This window comes from Burkholderia sp. THE68 (assembly GCF_009938265.1).
In the GTDB taxonomy this organism is placed as follows: Bacteria; Pseudomonadota; Gammaproteobacteria; order Burkholderiales; family Burkholderiaceae; genus Caballeronia.
This window is the reverse complement of the sequence record NZ_AP022315.1, coordinates 2,607,696-2,626,209: the sequence shown is the minus strand read 5'-3', so window position 1 is coordinate 2,626,209 and position 18,514 is coordinate 2,607,696. Positions and strand designations below refer to the sequence as shown.

Annotated in this window: 17 protein-coding genes; 2 read left to right on the top strand and 15 right to left on the bottom strand. The window is 63.6% G+C overall.

Annotation, left to right across the window (positions count from 1 at the left end; translation table 11 throughout):
• Positions 1 to 37 precede the first annotated feature (37 nt).
• The 14 genes from pseG to pxpB all read right to left on the bottom strand — a co-directional run bounded on the left by pseG (position 38) and on the right by pxpB (position 15,137).
• A complete protein-coding gene (gene pseG / locus BTHE68_RS12490; RefSeq protein WP_232077940.1) occupies positions 38 to 1,069 on the bottom strand; it encodes a UDP-2,4-diacetamido-2,4,6-trideoxy-beta-L-altropyranose hydrolase in 1,032 nt (343 codons plus the stop codon).
• 31 nt (positions 1,070 to 1,100) lie between these two features.
• On the bottom strand, positions 1,101 to 1,817 hold the full coding sequence (gene pseF, locus BTHE68_RS12485; RefSeq protein WP_162066550.1) for a pseudaminic acid cytidylyltransferase: 717 nt from the start codon (positions 1,815 to 1,817) through the stop codon (positions 1,101 to 1,103).
• On the bottom strand, positions 1,814 to 2,971 hold the full coding sequence (gene pseC / locus BTHE68_RS12480; protein WP_162066549.1) for a UDP-4-amino-4,6-dideoxy-N-acetyl-beta-L-altrosamine transaminase: 1,158 nt from the start codon (positions 2,969 to 2,971) through the stop codon (positions 1,814 to 1,816). Before pseC ends, pseF begins: the two co-directional genes overlap by 4 nt.
• The gene (pseB, locus tag BTHE68_RS12475) at positions 2,972 to 3,973 is read right to left on the bottom strand and encodes a UDP-N-acetylglucosamine 4,6-dehydratase (inverting) (RefSeq protein WP_162066548.1); all 1,002 of its coding nucleotides are present in this window, start codon (positions 3,971 to 3,973) and stop codon (positions 2,972 to 2,974) included.
• A gap of 27 nt (positions 3,974 to 4,000) precedes the next feature.
• A complete protein-coding gene (locus BTHE68_RS12470) occupies positions 4,001 to 5,263 on the bottom strand; it encodes a lipopolysaccharide biosynthesis protein (protein ID WP_162066547.1) in 1,263 nt (420 codons plus the stop codon).
• Between the two features lie 51 nt (positions 5,264 to 5,314).
• Positions 5,315 to 7,531, bottom strand: a complete 2,217-nt coding sequence (locus BTHE68_RS12465) for a polysaccharide biosynthesis tyrosine autokinase (protein ID WP_162066546.1) — start codon at positions 7,529 to 7,531, stop codon at positions 5,315 to 5,317.
• The gene (locus BTHE68_RS12460) at positions 7,528 to 7,965 is read right to left on the bottom strand and encodes a low molecular weight protein-tyrosine-phosphatase (RefSeq protein WP_162066545.1); all 438 of its coding nucleotides are present in this window, start codon (positions 7,963 to 7,965) and stop codon (positions 7,528 to 7,530) included. The genes BTHE68_RS12465 and BTHE68_RS12460 overlap by 4 nt, the downstream gene beginning before the upstream one ends.
• Positions 7,962 to 9,086: a polysaccharide biosynthesis/export family protein gene (locus BTHE68_RS12455; protein WP_174258012.1), complete on the bottom strand. Its 1,125-nt coding sequence runs from the start codon at positions 9,084 to 9,086 to the stop codon at positions 7,962 to 7,964. The genes BTHE68_RS12460 and BTHE68_RS12455 overlap by 4 nt, the downstream gene beginning before the upstream one ends.
• Before the next feature lie 16 nt (positions 9,087 to 9,102).
• Positions 9,103 to 10,476 (bottom strand): undecaprenyl-phosphate glucose phosphotransferase, encoded by a 1,374-nt coding sequence (locus BTHE68_RS12450; protein WP_162066544.1) that lies wholly within the window; start codon positions 10,474 to 10,476, stop codon positions 9,103 to 9,105.
• A gap of 335 nt (positions 10,477 to 10,811) precedes the next feature.
• Positions 10,812 to 11,768, bottom strand: a complete 957-nt coding sequence (locus tag BTHE68_RS12445; protein WP_162066543.1) for a DUF979 domain-containing protein — start codon at positions 11,766 to 11,768, stop codon at positions 10,812 to 10,814.
• Complete coding sequence (locus BTHE68_RS12440; RefSeq protein ID WP_061173973.1) at positions 11,765 to 12,484, bottom strand: DUF969 domain-containing protein; 720 nt, start codon at positions 12,482 to 12,484, stop codon at positions 11,765 to 11,767. The genes BTHE68_RS12445 and BTHE68_RS12440 overlap by 4 nt, the downstream gene beginning before the upstream one ends.
• Positions 12,485 to 12,629: 145 nt before the next feature.
• Complete coding sequence (gene pxpA / locus BTHE68_RS12435; protein ID WP_162066542.1) at positions 12,630 to 13,379, bottom strand: 5-oxoprolinase subunit PxpA; 750 nt, start codon at positions 13,377 to 13,379, stop codon at positions 12,630 to 12,632.
• 67 nt (positions 13,380 to 13,446) lie between these two features.
• Entirely contained in the window at positions 13,447 to 14,487 is a 1,041-nt protein-coding gene (locus BTHE68_RS12430) for a 5-oxoprolinase subunit C family protein (protein ID WP_162066541.1), read from the bottom strand.
• A complete protein-coding gene (gene pxpB / locus BTHE68_RS12425; RefSeq protein WP_162066540.1) occupies positions 14,484 to 15,137 on the bottom strand; it encodes a 5-oxoprolinase subunit PxpB in 654 nt (217 codons plus the stop codon). The genes BTHE68_RS12430 and pxpB overlap by 4 nt, the downstream gene beginning before the upstream one ends.
• A gap of 183 nt (positions 15,138 to 15,320) precedes the next feature.
• Between pxpB and BTHE68_RS12420 the strand changes: the two genes are divergently transcribed.
• On the top strand, positions 15,321 to 15,833 hold the full coding sequence (locus tag BTHE68_RS12420) for a winged helix DNA-binding protein (RefSeq protein WP_162066539.1): 513 nt from the start codon (positions 15,321 to 15,323) through the stop codon (positions 15,831 to 15,833).
• Between the two features lie 12 nt (positions 15,834 to 15,845).
• Here the strand turns inward: BTHE68_RS12420 and BTHE68_RS12415 are convergent, their stop codons facing one another.
• On the bottom strand, positions 15,846 to 16,475 hold the full coding sequence (locus BTHE68_RS12415) for a 5-formyltetrahydrofolate cyclo-ligase (RefSeq protein WP_162066538.1): 630 nt from the start codon (positions 16,473 to 16,475) through the stop codon (positions 15,846 to 15,848).
• Positions 16,476 to 16,494: 19 nt separating this feature from the next.
• Between BTHE68_RS12415 and BTHE68_RS12410 the strand changes: the two genes are divergently transcribed.
• On the top strand, positions 16,495 to 18,462 hold the full coding sequence (locus BTHE68_RS12410; protein WP_162066537.1) for a lytic transglycosylase domain-containing protein: 1,968 nt from the start codon (positions 16,495 to 16,497) through the stop codon (positions 18,460 to 18,462).
• Positions 18,463 to 18,514: the final 52 nt, after the last annotated feature.

Genomic DNA, 18,514 nt, shown 5'->3' with positions numbered 1-18,514 from the left:
CGAATTCGTAGAGGATTTTGAGAGGCCGAAGCAGCATTCAGCGCGGGGTATCGAGGATGGCGTGCGCAACGCGGCGTGCGCCCAATCCATCCACATGACTCATCAGGCGCTCCGCGGGGCGAAGGTAATCGTTCGGATGCGCCTTGAGACCATGCAACGCTTGCGCATAGGTCGACGGGGTTGTTTCGTCGGAATGGCCGATGTAATCGACGAGCCCTTGCTGCACCAGCGCGTGGACGGTTTTCACCTGGTTGTCGGCGACGCAGACGACGCTCGCGTTCAGTCCGAGACAGAGCCGCTCCCAGTTCGCACTGCCTGACGCGCCGAATGCGTAGTCGCTGGCAGCCATGAGCTTTGCCATTTCCGGCGTCTGACGATGTATGCGCACGCCGGGCATCGTCTCGGCAAGCGAACGCAGGCGTCCGATGTGCATATTGCTTCCGCCCACCGCGATATCCACCGATAAACCGTCCTCGATCGATTCGCGGCAGCCCAACAGGAACTTCTCGGTTTCATTGCTGCTGTCGCCGCCGCCAAAAAAGGCCAGCACGCGCAGCGCGCCCGTATGTGCGGCCCGACTCAGGCACGCTTCCCGATATGCGCGAAACTCCTCGCGCAACAAGGCATAAGCGGGCCCGAGCAGAGTCTCGCAATGCGCTGGTATCAGGCCTCGGTAACGAGGCTCGGCATCCTGGAACAGATTCTGGTCAACCAGCAACGTAGCGTCGTGTTCGCGATTCGCCAGATCGTCGATCACGGCGACATGCTTCACAAGGGCGCGACATGACGTCTCGAAACGGGCATCGAGCCCATAGTGATCCACGACGAGCCAGTCCACTGCGCCGATGGATGCAAGCGTTCGCTTCACTTCGGCAACTTGTTCCGACAGCACTTCCCCCGTCCATGAGCGATGGTCCATGGACAGGCGCTCGTCCACGGCGATGAGCTCATGGCATGCGAAACCGGCCGCCCGAATCATGGCGCCGAGGTGTCCGTTGTAGGCCGTGGTCACGAAGTGGATTGCCGCGCCTCTTTGCGCGAGCTCGTGCGCGAGTGCGAGACAGCGCATCACGTGCCCGCTGCCGATCACAGACGACGAATCAGCCCGGAAGACGATTCGCATCGGTCATTCCCAAATGGAGTAGTGCCGCATGCATGGCTTCCGCCTGAATCCAGTCTTCCGGCGTATCGATGTCTTGCACGCGATAACGCGGAATTTCTACGGCAGCGGTGCCCTCGCCAAGTATCGGGCGTGCCGCGAGGAACGCTTCGGCGGTGCCCCAATAGAATTGGGCGGCGTCGTGATAGGCCTCTTCCAGATCCTGCGACCGGACGAGGTAGTTCCGTGGATCGAGCATCGCAACGCGACCCTCGGCGGTTATGCGAAGCGCGCGTTGAATCGGGAACGCAAACGTCGTGACGCTGACGGCGAAATCGGCTTTCGATGTTCGCAGCACGTCCAGGCCGCGCGTGAGGTCATTGGCCATCAAAAACGGCGCCGTGGCGTAGACACAGCAGGCCAGATCTTCCGGTTCGCATGCCAGCGATGACAGCGCGTGCTTCATGACCGATATGGTCGGTGCATGATCATCGGCCAGCTCGGCCGGACGCATGAACGGCACGTCGGCGCCGATGTCGCGCGCGATATCGGCAATCCGCACGCAGTCCGTCGAGACCACGACCCGATCGAAGCAATTCGAGCGCAACGCCGCTTCGATCGACCAGGCGATCATCGGCTTGCCACTGAACAGCTTCGTGTTCTTGCCGGGAATTCGCTTGCTGCCGCCGCGAGCCGGAATGATGGCCACCGTCGTCATGACAGGGCCGCCTTGAGTGCCTCGACAACCGTGTCTTGTTGCGCGTCGCTCATCGTTGCGTAAAGCGGCAGGCTGATCGCCTCGCTGTAGTAGCGCTCTGCTTGCGGATAATCTCCGGCTCGAAACCCGAGCGCTTGATAGTACGGCTGGGTATGAACGGGAATGTAGTGAACGTTGACGCCGATTCCCGCGCTTAGCAGGGCCTGCACGACTTCTTCACGCGAGCGAGTGATCTCATCGAGACGCAGCCGGATCACATAGAGATGCCAGGCCGATGCTGCGTCGGCGATCTGCTGCGGAGTTTGAACCGGCAACCCGCTCAGGCAATCGTCATAGCGCGCGGCGATGGCCTTGCGACGAGAAACATAGTCATCGAGTCGCGTCAGTTGCGTCAATCCGAGCGCAGCCTGCAGGTCGGTCATCCGATAATTGAAGCCGAGGTCGATCTGCTGGTAGTACCAAGGGCCGTCCGGCACGTGCGTCATCAGGCTCGCATCACGTGTGATGCCGTGACTTCTCAGCAACTCCATGCGACTCGCGAGTTGTGCGTCATTCGTGATCGCCATACCGCCTTCGCCCGTGGTGATGATTTTCACGGGATGAAAACTGAAGACGGTGATATCCGAGTACTGGCAATTTCCGATGGGCGCGTTCCTGTAAGACGCGCCGACCGCATGCGAAGCGTCTTCGATCACGCGGAATCCGTACTGGCGGCTCATCGCATGAATCGCTTCGAGTTCGCATGGCTGGCCGCAAAGATGTACGACCACCAGGATCTTCGGCAACAAGCCGTTCTTCTTCGCGTCCTCGAGTTTGTTCGCCAGCGATTCGATATCGATGTTGTACGTAACCGGATCGATATCCACGAAATCGACATCCGCGCCGCAATATCGAGCGCAGTTCGCAGACGCGACGAACGTGATCGGACTCGTCCAGAGAACATCTCCCGCACCGAGCCCGAGGCTGAGGCATGCGATGTGCAAAGCCGACGTTGCACTATTCACCGCGACCCCGAAGCGCGCGCCTACCCGCGCTGCCATCGCTTTCTCGAAGCTCGGCACTGCCGGACCTTGCGTGAGGAAATCGGAGCGCAGGACTTCGACGACGGCGTCGATATCGTCCTGCGTTATCTCCTGTCTGCCGTAAGGGATCATTTAAGCCTCTGCCAGTTGATCGAATTCACGGATCTGCTCGATCGAAAGGAAGTGATCGTTCGAGCCCGAGTTGTATTCGAAGCCTTGTTTTACCGGACGTCCCTGTTCGTTCAGCGCGTTGCGGGTGAAATCGTCGGCGCGGCCATTGAACATGATCGTGGGACTCAGTACGTAGTGGTCGCCGAACTCGACAGTCAGATGCGAATCGTCCGCGGGGCACATGATTTCGTGCAACTTCTCTCCCGGCCGGATACCAACGATCTTCGTGTCGATTTCCGGGGCCATGGCGCGGGCCAGGTCGAGAATCCTGATCGACGGAATCTTGGGCACGAAGATCTCGCCACCGTGCATGCGCTGAAAATTCGTGAGCACAAAGTCGACGCCCTGCTGCAGCGTGATCCAGAAGCGCGTCATTTCCGGATGCGTGATCGGCAAGGCCGTCGCGCCTGAAGCCACGAGTTGCTTGAAGAACGGCACGACTGAGCCACGGGACCCGACCACATTGCCATAGCGAACCACTGCGAAGCGCGTCCGATGACCGCCCGAGATGTTGTTTGCCGCAACGAAGAGTTTGTCGGACGCCAGTTTCGTCGCGCCGTACAGATTGATGGGATTCGCCGCCTTGTCCGTCGAAAGCGCGATGACCTTTTCCACATTGTTCGCGAGCGCGGCGCGAATGACATTCTCGGCCCCGTGGATATTCGTCTTGATGCATTCCATCGGGTTGTATTCGGCTGCGGGCACCTGCTTCAGCGCCGCGGCATGAATCACGAAGTCCACGTGGTTCATCGCTTGCAGCAGACGATCGTAGTCCCGGACGTCGCCGATGAAATAGCGCATGCACGGATCGTTGAATTCCTGCTGCATCTCGAATTGCTTGAGTTCGTCACGCGAGAAAATGATCAGACGCCGCGGCTTGTAGCGCGTAAGAATGGTCTTGACGTATTTCTTGCCGAACGAACCCGTGCCGCCGGTGATGAGAATGGACTTATCGTTAAACATGTTTCGATCTTTCAGGTTGAAGCAGATTTATCTGGACGCACCGAAGCTTCGACAAAGTGCGAACTTTGACGCGTACATGGTTCCGAATGCGACAGTGAGGGCAATAGGAATCGCCAGAGTTTGGAGATGCGACGCAAGGGCAAACGCCGCGACGACGAAAACGACAACGCTGCTCAGGTTGGCTGCGAGAATGGCCCGATCACGTCGGGTCGCGTAGAGAACGTAATGGGGAATCATGCTCAGCGAAAATAGAACGACTCCCGCCAATATCCAGAAGAACATGCCGAGATGCTCGGCATAGATCGGCCGATGCAGTAGCCTCAGCACGGGTTCGATTCCGATCAACGCAACGAGCGAAAGCGAGATCACCGTAAAGACCGTCGCGCGCGTCAACTGCCGGACTGCCGCATCGAAGACGGCTTTGTCTTTGCTCTGCGCAGCCATCACCACGCGTGGATATTGAAAAGAAAAAACGGCGGCATCGAGAAATGCCTGAATGGCGTTGGCCACACTTGCATAGAACGTATAGACGCCAAGCGCTTCCTTGCCCGCAACAAAGCCCTGCATGTAGCGATCAAACACCGAAAGTCCTCGAATGGACAACGTGGCAATGAGCAAAGGGGTGCAGATTTTTACGCCACGCCATATCCATCTCCAATCGAGAGGTTTTCGGAACGCATTCTGGGTGAGCAATCCGCTAATGTTCGCCAGCCCAAAAGCGACCGCGCAAAAACTTCCGCAAGCCCATGCAACGAGCACCGTCTCGATACACCTCAGCGCCGGCACCAAGATCATCACTGCAATGCACGCGAATACCCAGATGCCGCCCCGCAAGAAGCCGAGAACGGTTGCCGATACAGGCCGCGACATCGCGACCAGCAAGCGGCTGAGCTCCTGCGCGAGATGCTCCAGAATCACCAGCACGAGAAACCAGACGACCAGCCGATCAGAGAACGCGTCCGACCACTTCAGCGCCAGATAGAAGACAGGCAGCATCGTCGCGTAACAGACGACGTAAAACACCGCCTGGTTGCGCAACAAGGCAGGCCACAACATCTGGTCGACGTTCAACATCTCCCGTGTGCTGTAGGTATAGAAATCCAACCCGAGAATGAAAAGCGCATAACCGATCGTGGCGGATAGGACGCCATACTGGCCGACCTCTACAAGCGTCGTGAACTTCGCCAGAGCGAGCAGCAAGACGAACTTGCTCGCCAGCGTCAGTCCGCGCAGCGACACATTCGCGACCCTCGAAAGGCGCGCGACGCCGAACACTTCGTCAAGCGTCACGAGTGGCTCCTCTCGGTGAGATCGACCGCAAGCACGGCGGTCTGCAAGGAATCAGTTTTCACGACTCGCATACTGAGAAAACGCCCCATACGCCATCCCGCGCGCCGGCGTATCGGTGAGCAGCACGCCGTCCACCTGCACGCCCGCGCTGGCGAGTTGACGCGCGGTCTGACGCAATTCCGCCGCGGTATGGAATCCATGACGCGCGACGAGCAGCGTCGCCCCCGCATGTCTGCCGATCAGGCCGGAATCGGTCACCGCCAGCACCGGCGGCGAATCGATGATCACGAAGTCATAGCGCGCGCGCAGCTCGTCGAGCACGCGCACGAAGCGCTCGCGCATCAACAGTTCGGCGGGCAGATCGGGGGCGGCGCCACCGGCGATCAGATCCAGATTCGGCAGCGCGCCGCGATGAATCACGGCATCCAGTTCGGCGCCGCCGCCCAGCAGCTCGGCGAACCCCGGCTTGCGAGGCAGCGCGAACATGCGGTTGAGATCGCCACGGCGCATGTCGCCGTCGATCAGCAGCACGCGCTGACCGCCCGCCGCGAGCACGGTCGCAAAATTGGTCGACACGAACGATTTGCCGATACCCGGACGCGGTCCCGTCACCATGATCACGTTGTTGCGCGGCTTCATCACGCCGAACTGCAGCGCGGTGCGCAAGCTGCGCAAGCCTTCGATGGCGACATCGTTCGGCGCGACGTCGGCGAGCACTTGCGGCTTCGTCGGCATGCGGCGGCGCGACGTCTGAAGCGACGCCTGCCGCTCGGAGTGCGAGATGATCGCGTAGACGGGCAGGTCGAGCGCCTGCTCGATTTCCGCCGGCGTTTCGAGGCCGCGATTGAACATGCGCCGCGCGAGCGCGAGCGCGCAGCCGGCCATGAGACCGAGCGCGACGGAAAGCGCAAGAGCCAGCGCCTTCTTCGGCGCGACGGGCTTTTCTGGCGTCACCGCGTAATCCACGGTGCGGACGTTGCCGAGCTGCCCAGCCTTCAGCACGCGCAACTGCTGTGTGCTGTTGAGCAGGCTCGTATAGAGATCGTTGCTGACCTTTACGTCGCGCAGCAGACGCACGGCATCCTGCTGCACCGAAGGCAGCGCGTTGATCTGCGTGTCGGTCTCATCGGCCTGGTGCTGCAACTCGCCGATGCGCGCATCTACCGCCGTGACGGAAGGATGCTGCGCGGTGTAACGCTGCACGAGATCCGCGCGCTGCTGCTGCAATTCGATGATCTTCGAGCGGTTCTCGACGACCGTCTGCAGCAGCAGCTTGCTTTGCTCTTCCAGATCGACCGCGCCGTTCTTCGCGCGAAACGCGTTGTAGCGCGCTTCGGCGCGATCGAGGTCGGCGCGCAGTTGCGGCAACTGATCGCCGAGGAACGCGAGCATCTGCTGCGCTTGCGCGGACTTGCGGTCGACGTTGCGTTGCACGTAGAGCGTCGCAATGGTGTTGACGGTCGTCGTCACGCGTTGCGCGTCCGGGCCGTCGAGCGACATGCCGATGATGCCGGACTGCTTCGTCTTTTCGCTGACCATGAGCGCCTTTTGCAGATCCGCGATGGTCTGCTGCGTCGATGCACGCTTCAAGTCGAAGCGCGTGCCGGGACGCGCGAGCAGCGACGTCACCATCAGCCTGACGGGGCCGTCGCTGCCTTGCGCCGTGGCCGTTTCACCGACGCGGCCGCGCAGGACGGTCATGCCATCGGGACCTTGCAGCTCGTAGCGCTCGCCTTCGCCGGCGATCAGCGTGAATGTCTTGTCGAAGAGGCGCGGCGCAACGTCGAACTCCGAGACGCCGATGCGCTCGCCGCCCCACGCGTAACGTCCAAGGCCGAGCGGCGCGCTTGCGAGGCCGTCGCCAGCGATGTAGCGGACATAGGGCGCACCGACGAGCGGCAGATAGTGCGGACGCGCATCGATGTCGAGATGCAGCCGCGAAACCGCATCGCCGATCACCATGCGCGAGCGCATCAGTTCGATTTCCGCATCGGCGCTCGCCTTGCTCTGGAACAAGGCCGCGAGGTCGCCGAGCTTGTCGTTGAGCGTGCCCGTGCCGCTGTCGTCGTCGACCTGAATGAGTGCGTCGGCGCGATAGGTCGGCGCCCAGAGAAACGCATACAGCGATCCGGCCGCGAGCGCGCAAGCAGTGACGATCGCGATCAGCCCGCGACGCTCGCGCAACACGGAGACGATCTCCGACAGGCGAATTTCATCGTCGCCGGCCGCGGGTTCGGGCGCGGAAGGTTTGAGGGTAATGTCGTTCATCGTTGTGCCGCCAGCGTGCGGGTCCATTGCGAGATGCCTTCCCGAATCTGGGCGAAGGCCAGGTCGAACACCGCGCGGTGCCGCCGGTAGGGATCGGTGACGTCCGCGCCGTGTTCGTCGCAGAGACGAAACACCTTGCCGCGCGTCGACGGAAAGGCCGTCTCGACCCATTCGCGCTGGGGCTTGGTCATCGTGAGAATCACGTTCGCGGCGCAGGCGAGCGACGAATCGAGTTGCGTGGCGACGTGCGTATCGAGCGCGATGCCGTGCTCGCGCGCCAGCTCGACGACGACCGCGTCGGCAGGCGCGCCCACCAAAGCGTGCGTGCCCGCCGACCGAACGTCCAACTGCGGCAACTCCCGCTTGAGCAACGCCGCCGCCAGCGGGCTGCGACAAATATTCCCTTCGCACACCATCAACACCGAGCCGATCATTTCGCGATCACCCCCGCCGTGAGCCCCGTGCTGATCAACGGCATCAACAGACTGATCACGCGGTTGAACCGCACGAGCCCACTGCCGTCGACATAAACGACGTCCTTCGGCTGCAGTTCGAACTCGTTCGCCACGAGCATCGACACGGGCGAGCGGCTGTCGAGGTGATACACGCGCGGGGCATCGCCCCCCGGGCGGATCACGAACATCTGAGCCGTGTCGGCCGTGGCCGAGTTGATGCTGCCGACCTGCGAGAGCGCATCCGCGAGCGTGAGCCGGCCATCGCGGCGCGGCGCCGCCGAGCCCGGCTTGTTCACTTCGCCCATCACGTAGACGCCGTTGTCGTCGCGCGACGTGACGCGCAGCAGGTCGCCTTCTTTCAGATACAGCTTCGACGGATTCAGCCCCTGCGCGAGCAGTCGCGGCACGTCGATCCGATACGAATCGCCGCCGCGCACCAGCACGACATCGCTCTGGTCGGCGTTGTCGTTGAAGCCGCCGGCGCGCGCGATCGCGTCGTAGAAACCGAGGGGCACGTCCGTCAGCGAAAGCGCGCCCGGGTTATGCACCTGACCGTCGACATACACCTGACGCGCGCGATACGACGCCATCCGCACGGTGACTTGCGGCTTGACGAGATACGTCGAGAGCGCGGTGACGAGCTTTTGCTGAATCTCATCGGTGCGCAATCCGGCGACCGCCAGCGTGCCCGCGTAAGGAAAGCGCAGATTGCCCTTCTGATCGACGACGAAGCCGGCCGCCGGATCGCTCGACTTCGCGGGCGCCTGACTCTGACCGGCGCCTTGCGCCGCCGCGAGTTCCGGGTGATCCCAGACGACGATCTGCAGCACGTCGCCCGCGCCGACCGTGTAGGGCTTCGCCGCGCCGAACAGCTGCTTCGCCTGCTGGTCCTGATTCGCCTTGCGCTGATCGGCGTAGCGCTTGACGAGCGCGAGATCGAGCTCCGTAACGGGAATCGCGGGTGTCGCCGCGGTGGCTTCGATGTGCGGACCGGCATCGTCGCCGCTGACCGGCATACGGAAACCAGGCGCGAACGCGCACGCACTCAACATCGCCGCCAGCGCGACGGCCACTGCGGTCCGCGAAAAGGAGTGCTTCATGGAAGGGTCCTGCGAGTCAGTACGCATTGCGGTGAACGAAGCCCCGCACGATGGTCGCGAGCACGATGCGCATGTCGAGCGCGAATGACCAGTTGCTGAGGTAATAGAGATCGTGTTCGACGCGCCGCTGCATCTTGTGGACGGAATCGGTCTCGCCGCGCAGTCCGTTGATCTGCGCCCAGCCGGTGATGCCCGGTTTGATGCGATAGCGGTGGATATAGCCGTCGACGATGTGCTGATAGAGCGCGTCGTGCTCCATCGCATGCGGACGCGGACCGACGACCGACATCTCGCCGCGCAGCACATTGAAGAACTGCGGCAGCTCGTCGAGACTCGTGCGGCGCAGGAACGCCCCGACGCTGGTCACGCGCGGATCGTCGCGCGTGGCCTGCATGAGCTGGCCGTCGTCCGTCGCGTGCGTGTGCATCGTGCGGAACTTGTAGATGTCGAAAGGCGTGCCGTTCGCGCCCTGGCGCCGCTGTCTGAACAGCACGGGACCGGGCGACGACAACTTGACCGCAAGCGCGATCGCGAGGAGCACGGGCGACATGCCGACGACCGCGCAAACGGAGAAGAGCCGGTCGAATATCGCCTTGCTCGCGAGCGCGCGAGCCGTGAGCGGCGCCGCGACGAGATTGATCGCGAAGGTGGAGTCGAGGCCGGCGGCTTCGCCGCGAAAACGAGTGAACTGGTCGATCTCCGGCACGAAGCGAATGTTCAGCAGGTCGTCGCGGAAGACGTCGAGAAAATGCAGCAGTGCCGCTTCGTCCGTGAGCGGCAGCGCGAGCCACAACTCGTCGATGCGCTGCGTCCGCACGTGCGCGGCGAAGCTGTCGATGTCCGTCGCGCCGGAATCGGCGTCCATGTCGAAGAGGGCATCGACGCGGCACGCCGAATCGGGCATGGCGCCGATGCGTCGCACGAAGGCCGCGCAACGCGCGCCGCGCCCGACCACGGCCACCGACACGCGACGGATACGGCGCGCACCCGCAAACCGGTCGACCAAGCGGCAGAGCATCACGCCGATGGCCGTTGGCAGGAAAAGGCCGGCGAGCCACGCGCGCGAAGGCTGATATTCGCCATGCATCCACTTGACCAGACACACCGCGCCGGCCTCGCAGAGCACCCAGCCGAGCGCCGGAAGGAGCATGGCGCGCGGCAGCGATGCGCGGCGCGTCGGGCTTTTCACATAGAACCCGGACAACGCGCTCCACGCAAAGACGATGGCGAAAGCGGCAACGGCGCTGTCATAGCCGGCGGTGACGCCCTGGCCGAAATTTCGTTGGGCCGCGAGCGCGCTGGCCGCGACGACGATCGTCTCGAGCAGGCGAAGCAGCAGGTCAGGCCCTGCGGGTAAAGCGAGCAGATGGGAATAACTCGGCAAACGCATGACGGAATCGGTGGCGGAAGACCGGTTCGTCGACGTCCGCGCGACAGGGCGCGAACGGCGAACCGATACCCTCGCTCAGCTCCGGAAGCACGCGATGCTTCCCAAGAGCAGTGAGGGCGCCGAAGTCTCCGTCACGCTGCCTGCAAGCAGATATAGGCACGTTCCGAATTGCCGCAGATCATCTGCAGCATGCAGACGTACGTCCACAAAGTTGGAGAAATGTATGCCACGAAGAAAAAATGTGGCCGAGAGGCGAGGGAGGGGAGGGCGTTGCCAGGGTGCGCGCGGATTGCGGCGTCATCCGCGATCCGCGCGCACAGGTGAAGCGCTGTCGTTCAGATGAACATCAGCCAGTTGAGCAGAAAAATATTGGCGACCAAAAGCGTGAGCGCGGTCGGCACCTGCACCTTGATCACCGCGTTCTTGTCCGGCAACTCCAGCAACGCCGCCGGAACGATGTTGAAGTTCGCGGCCATCGGCGTCATCAGCGTGCCGCAGTAGCCGGAGAACATGCCGATCGCGGCCATCGTCGCGGGATTGCCGTGGAACACGCCGACGAGAATCGGCACGCCGACGCCGCCCGTCATCACCGGAAATGCGGCGAAGCCGTTGCCCATGACCATCGTGAAGAGCGCCATGCCGACGACATACACCGTCACCGCGACGAGCCGGTAGTCCATGTTCACGTAAGCCGTCGTGACGTGCGCAACCGCCTTGCCGACGCCCGCATCCGAGAACACGAGGCCGAGCATGCCGAGCATCTGCGGCAGCACCGCGGCCCACGAGAGCGCGTCGATCAGACGGCGCGTCTCGCGCATCGACTGGCCGACGGTGTCGCGCGTCATCACGCACGCAATCGCAAGCGCGATCACGCAGCCGACGCCGAAACCGATCAGCGTCACGTTCTTCAGTTCGATCAGCGGCACGCCGCCGAACACGAGATACTTCGCGCCGAGCGTGAGGATCACGGTGACGACGGGAATCGTCAGCGCGGGCACGAAAAGCTTGTTGCCGAGCCGCACGGCGCTCTGGCGGCGCGTGTCCTCGGAGAGCATCTTCGGCTTCGCTCCGGTGACGCCGTGAAAGCCCGCGATCAGCGCCATCGCCACGACGAGCACGCCGACCACTGTCACCGGAATCCAGTCGCCGACGAGAAAGATCAGCGCGTAGATCAGCCAGAAGCCGCCCGCGGTCAGACGCCGCGGATGCGACTTGTCCGTGAGAATCATGCCCGCGACGACCACGAGCACAATGCCGACCAGATAGAACAGATAGTTGATCGTGAGCGTCATGCTTTTTCTCCCGCGACGTTGCGCGTGAGCGCGTCGAGTTCGCGCGCGAGCCTGCGGTCGAGCAGCCACAGCCGGAAGCCGTGGATCAGGAATGCGCAGATCGCGGTGGGAATACCCCACACGGCGACGTGCATCGGCTCCACGACGATGCCCGCTTCCTTCAGGAACGTGACCATCAGCACGATCGCGCCGAACGCGACGAAGATGTCCTCGCCGAAGAACAGGCCGACGTTGTCGGTGGCAGCGGAATACGCGCGCAGCTTGAAGCGCGTCGCGTCGGAGAGCTTGCCGTAGCGCGCTTCGGTGGCGCCTTCGGCCATCGGCGCGAGCAGCGGGCGCACCATCTGCGGATGGCCGCCGAGACCCGTCAGGCCGACCGCCGCCGTGATTTCACGCACGAACAGATAGACGATCAACAGACGCCCGGCCGTCGCCGCCTTGATGCTCGAAATCCACATCTGCGCGCGCTCGCGCAGGCCATGCCGTTCGAGCAGGCCGATCACCGCGAGCGGCAGCAGGATGATGAGCGGAATGTTGCGCGTCTTCAGAAACCCACTGCCGATCGCCGTCAGAATGCGCTCGACGGGAAAATGCGCCGCGAAACCGGTGATGATCGCCGCGGCGGCGACGATCAGCATCGGATTGAAACGCAGCACGAAACCTATGATGATGACGGCCACGCCAATGAGCGGCCATAGATTGACTGGGGTTGCCATGAGTTCTCCAAACGATATGAACATCACGCCTCGTACCGGGCGCGTGGTTTCACCACATGCGGCTCTTTTACATTTCCTGGCCGCTTGCTAAAACGCCCCGGCTGAACGAACTGTGCGGGGCGTTGAATCTTCTACGGAAAGCGCGCTATGCGGCGGCGTGCGCGGCGCGGACCTCGATACCCGCATCGGCGAGCGCGCCGCGAATGCGTCGCGCGAATTCCAGCGCGTGCGCGCCGTCGCCGTGCAGACAGATCGTCTGCGCGTTGAGCGGCACCCATTCGCCGGACACGGCCTGCACACGCTGCTCGCGCACCATCGCGAGCGTGCGGTCGAGCACGAGGTTTTCGTCGTCGAGCAAGGCGCCCGGCTCCTTGCGCGGCACGAGCGAGCCGTCCGCGCGATAACCGCGATCCGCGAACACTTCCTCGATCGCGATGAGCCCCGCGCGCCGCGCCGCTTCGACCAGCCCGCTGTTCGCCAGCCCGAACACGAGCAGCGACGGATCGAAATCATGGACGGCGGAGACGATCGCATCGGCGATTTCCGTGCTCTTCGCGGCCTGGTTGTAGAGCGCGCCGTGCGGCTTCACGTGCGCGATGCGCCCGCCCTCCGCCTGCGCGATCGCAGACAGCGCGCCGAGTTGATACAGCACGCCCGCATAGATTTCCTCGGGCGGCAGATCCATTTCCCTGCGGCCGAAGTTCTCGGGATCGTTGAAGCTCGGATGCGCGCCGATGGCCACGCCCTTTTCGACGGCCCAGCGCACACAATCGCGCATCGCGGTTGCGCCGCCGGCGTGCCAGCCGCACGCGATGTTCGCGGAACTCACGAGATCGAGCAGCGCTTCGTCGGAGCCGCAGCCTTCGCCGAGATCGGCATTGAGATCGATTTCCATGATGTTTTTGCAGTCGTTCCGTTGAATGTTGGGTGTGATGCGCCGCGTCTCGTGCACGGCTTGCGATTCAGGAGCCAGCGCGCGCGATGCGTTCCTCGTGCATCGCGATGGCCGTTTCCACCTGGCTCACGTATTGCCGCTCGTCGGCGAGCGCGTGACGCGCCTCTTCCACCGACGTTTCGATGAAGCGCACGCCGCCATTCAACTTCACTTGCGCGAGCTTCCACAAATCCGCCTTGATCACCGCGCCCATCTTCGGATAGCCGCCGGTGGTCTGGGCGTCGCCCATCAGGACGATCGGCTGGCCGTTCGGCGGCACCTGGATCGTGCCGGGCAACACCGCGTGCGATAGCAGCTCGATCTTCTCCCTGCGTTCGAGCGCCGTGCCCGCGAGGCGAAAACCCATGCGGTTGCTGTTCGGCGTGATCGTCCATTCCTCGTTCCAGAAGCTGTCGTGCGCCGCGTCGCTGAAACTCTCGTATTCCGGGCCGCGCAGCACGCGGATCGGCACCGCCCACGCGAGCCCCGGCGCATGACGGCCGCGCCGCACGGGTTCGTCGACGAGCACGAACTTGCACCACGCCGGCGCCTTCACGCCGAACGCGGGCTCGTCCGGCGAAAACGCGATCCCCTTGTGCGGCTGCGGCACGCCCACCGGCAAGCGGTCGCCGTCGCGTAGCGCGCGCCCGCCGAGGCCGCCGAAGCACGCGGCGAGATCGGTGCTGCGCGAGCCGAGCATCGGCAGGACGTCGATGCCGCCCGCGATGCTCACGTAGGCGCGCATGCCGCGCTTCGCCACGCGCAGCGTCAGTTCCTGGCCCGCGCGCACCGGCAGGCTCCACCACGAATAAACGGGCTTGTCGTCGAGCGTCGCGCCGAAATCGGTGCCGGTAATGGCGATGCGCGTCGCGTGCTTGAAGCGCAGCACCGTCGGCCCGAAGGTCACCTCGATGCCCGCCGCATCCGGCCGGTTCCCGACGATGCGATTGCCGATTTCCAGCGACAGCGCGTCGAGCGCCCCGCCCGAACTCACGCCGAGATGCCGGTAGCCGCGTCGGCCAAGGTCCTGCACGGACGTGAGCACGCCCGCGCGAATCACGTCGATCATGCGCGCACCTCCAGCGCCGTGAAGCGCACGCGGTCGCCGGGCTGCATCAGCGTCGGCGGGTTTCTGGCCGGATCGAAGAGCTTCAGCTCCGTGCGGCCGAGCAATTGCCAGCCGCCCGGCGACACCGCCGGATAGATGCCCGTCTGCGCCCCGCCGATTCCCACCGATCCCGCCGGCACTTCGAGACGCGGCTCAGCCCGGCGCGGGATGGCGAGCGCCGGATCGAGCCCGCCGAGATACGCGAAGCCCGGTTGAAAGCCGAGAAAGAACACGACGTACTCGGCTTCCGTATGACGTTTCACCACTTCGTCGACGGACAGTCCCGTGTGCTTCGCGAGCGCGGCGAGATCCGGGCCGTCGGCGCCGCCGTAGCGCACCGGAATCTCGATTTGCGCGCTGTCCATGTCGGTCGTCCCGGCGGCGTCCCAGCCGGTTTCCAGTTGCGCGGCGAGCGTTTCGTAGTCCGCTTCGAGCGGGTCGAACACGATCGTCAGGTTGTTCATGCCCGGCACCACTTCGACGACGTGCGGCATGAGACGCGCGTGCTCCGCCAGCGCCCAGAAGCGGCGCTGGCAGTCGAGCGTGGCGGGCGGCGCGGCTTCGCACACGAGCGCGGTGTCGCCGAGCGGATGAATACGTGGTGTTGTCATGCCTCTGATTTGCCCTTGCAGGATGCGAATTTCGTCGATTCGATGAGCTTCGCGTCGTCGCAGAATGTTACATTGTCAATAAATTATCAAGAAATTATCAATTCACGTTTTCGCCGAGGCGTCTCGTTGCTCGCAAAAATGACGTTGCGCTACACTCCAACGCACTCCAAACCGGTCCTCGCCATGGCGCGCAATCCCACCAAGATCGTTTCGTCCGAGCATCTCGTCTCCGAAGCCAGCGCGGAACTCTCGGAATTCGAGTACGGCCTCATCATGGCGGGCAACGCGTTCAATCGCTGGATGGTGCGCTGCATGTCCGCGGCGGGCGCGAAGGACATGACGGCGGTGGAAGTGTCGCTGCTGCATCACGTGAGCCATCGCGACCGCAAGAAGAAGCTCGCCGACATCTGCTTCGTGCTGAACATCGAGGACACGCACGTTGCTACGTATGCACTGAAGAAACTTGTCGCTCGCGGCTATGTGCAAAGCGAGAAAATCGGCAAGGAAGTGTTCTTCGCCGCGACCCCGGCGGGGCGCGAACTGTGCGGCAAGTATCGCGACGTACGCGAGGCGTGCCTCATCGAGACGCTGCGCGAAAGCGGCCTCACCAACGAGCAGATCGGCGAAGCCGCGCAATTGATGCGCAATGCGTCCGGTCTCTACGATACCGCCGCGCGCGCGGCGGCCTCGCTCTGACGCCCGATACGTCTAATAGATAGCCGATTCGGTGACGATCGTGTCGAGCGGCATGTCGTGGACCTCGCGCGGCAGCGCGCCGCACTTGCCCGATTCATATGCGATGCCGATCGTCGCCGGACGCGCGCCATTCGGCCACGCGGCCAGCGTGCGATCGTAATAGCCGCCACCGTAACCCAGCCGATATCGATCCGCATCGAAACCGACGCACGGAATCAACAGCAGTTCCGGCACCACGACCCTTTCCTCAGCGGGCACCGGGATCCGGTAACGGCCTTCCTTCATCGGCGCGCGCGCGTTCCACGCGTGGAAAACCATCGGCGCATGAGGTTTGACGACCACCGGCAGCGCGGCGCCGCGAGTTTCATCGGCGGCGAGCCAGTGCGTGAGGGCAGCGCGTGCGTCGAATTCGCCTGCGACCGGCCAGTAAAAGCCGACGCACCGCGCGTCGTGTCGCGCGAGCACCTCCTGAATGCGCGTTGCGAGCGCGTCATTCTTCGCAGCCTGGCCGGCTTGCTCGCTCTGCGCCTCGCGGGTCGCGAGAAGCGTCGCGCGCAAGGCGCTTTTGGGCTCGCTCTTGGGTTCGTCGCAAACGTTGCGTGCTATGCTTTCCTCCGATCTCAGGACTCGGTTCAAGACCATTCGCGCTCCAGAAATAACGATGTCAAAACGCCTCAAACGAGTATATCTCGCGGTCAGCGCGGCCCTTGTCGCAGCGACGCTCGTCGCGTGCGGCACGGCTTCCGCCGTCCGTCCCGACGCTGACCTGTCGCCCACCTCCGACGACCGCATCTTCATGCAGCTGCGCGATGCCGCGCGCGCGAACGATGCGGGCAAGGCCGCCGTGCTCGCATCGCAGATTCCGGATTACCCGGCGCCGAGCTATATCGAATACTTCACGATCAAGCCGCAGCTCTTCGATTCGCAAGGCCACGCGCGCATCGACGCGCCCGACGCGCCGGTGCTTTCGTTCCTGCAGCGCTACGACGGCCAGGCGATCGCCGACCGCATGCGCAACGACTATCTGGTCGTGCTCGGCAGCCGTCACGACTGGAAGAACTTCGAGCAGCAATACTCCCGTTTCGTTCTCAACGACGACACGCAGGTCAAGTGCTACGCGCTCGAAGCGCGTCTGTCGCGCGGCGAAAACGTCGCGGACGCGGCGCGCGCGCTGCTCGTCGAGCCGAAATGGTACGGCGACGGCTGCGTCGATCTGATCGGCGCGCTCGCGGAGTCGGGCCAGTTCACGAGCGACGACATCTGGCAGCAGATCCGTCTCGCCTACGAGCAGAACTACACTTCCACCGGCTCGAACATCGTCGAGGCGCTCGGTCAGGAAAAACCGAAAGACTCGCTGTTCGACGACGCCGTCAACAAGCCGCCGCTCTATCTCGCGCGCGGCGTGATGCCGAACACGCCGGCGCATCAGCTGACACTGCTCGCGGTCACGCGCATGGCCCGCAACGATCCGGCGATGGCCGCCGCCACGTTCAGTTCCGTCGCGCCGAGCCTGACGCCGACCGAGCGCGCGACCGGCTGGGGCACGATCGGCTATCAGGCGGCGCTCAAGCGCATGCCGGCGGCGGCGGACTGGTATCGGCTGTCGGCGAACGCGCAATTGTCGAACCCGGCGTACGAATGGCGCACGCGCAGTGCGCTGCTCGCCGGCGACTGGAACATGGTGCGCTGGTCGATCGAGCAGATGCCGCCCGCGCTGCGCGCGCAGCCGTCGTGGGTCTACTGGCACGGGCGCGCCGTGAAGCAGGCTGGCGACACGGCCACGGCGAATCAGGAATTCCAGACCATCGCGGATCAGTACAACTTCTACGGGCAACTCGCGCTCGAAGAACTCGGCCAGAAGATCACCGTGCCGCCGCGCACGACCGTGTCGGATGCCGAGATCGCACAGATGCAGTCGGTACCGGGCTTCGCGCTGTCGCAGCGTTTTTACGCGCTGAACATGCGTCTCGAAGGCAACCGCGAATGGAACTGGCCGCTGCGCACGATGACGGACCGGCAACTGATCGCCGCCGCGCAGTACGCGAAACGCATCGAGATGTTCGACCGCACCGTCAACACTGCCGACAAGACGAAGGCCGAGCACGATTTCTCGTTGCGTTATCTGTCGCCGTTCCGCGATATCGTCGAGCGCGACGCGCAGAACACCGGTCTCGACATCGAATGGGCGTATGGTCTGATCCGCCAGGAATCGCGCTTCATCATCAACGCGCGTTCGGAGGTCGGCGCCGGTGGCCTCATGCAGTTGATGCCGGGCACGGCGCAACTCGTCGCGAAGAAGATCGGCCTCGGTCCGGTATCGCGCGCGCAGATGAACGATATCAACACCAATATCCTGCTCGGCACGAATTACCTGTCGATGATCTACAATCAATTCGACAACTCGGCCGTGCTCGCCACCGCCGGCTACAACGCCGGTCCGGGCCGCCCGAGCCAGTGGCGTCAGGCCTTGCGCGCTCCGGTCGAGGGCGCGGTTTTTGCTGAAACCATCCCATTCACCGAGACACGCGATTACGTGAAGAACGTGCTGTCGAACACCGTGTATTACGCTGCGCTGTTCGAAGGCCGTCCGCAGTCGTTGAAGGCGCGTCTGGGCTATATCGCTCCCTGACCCTCCCGCAGCGAACCTCACGCCCGCGCGTCGAACGACAGGACGCGCGGGC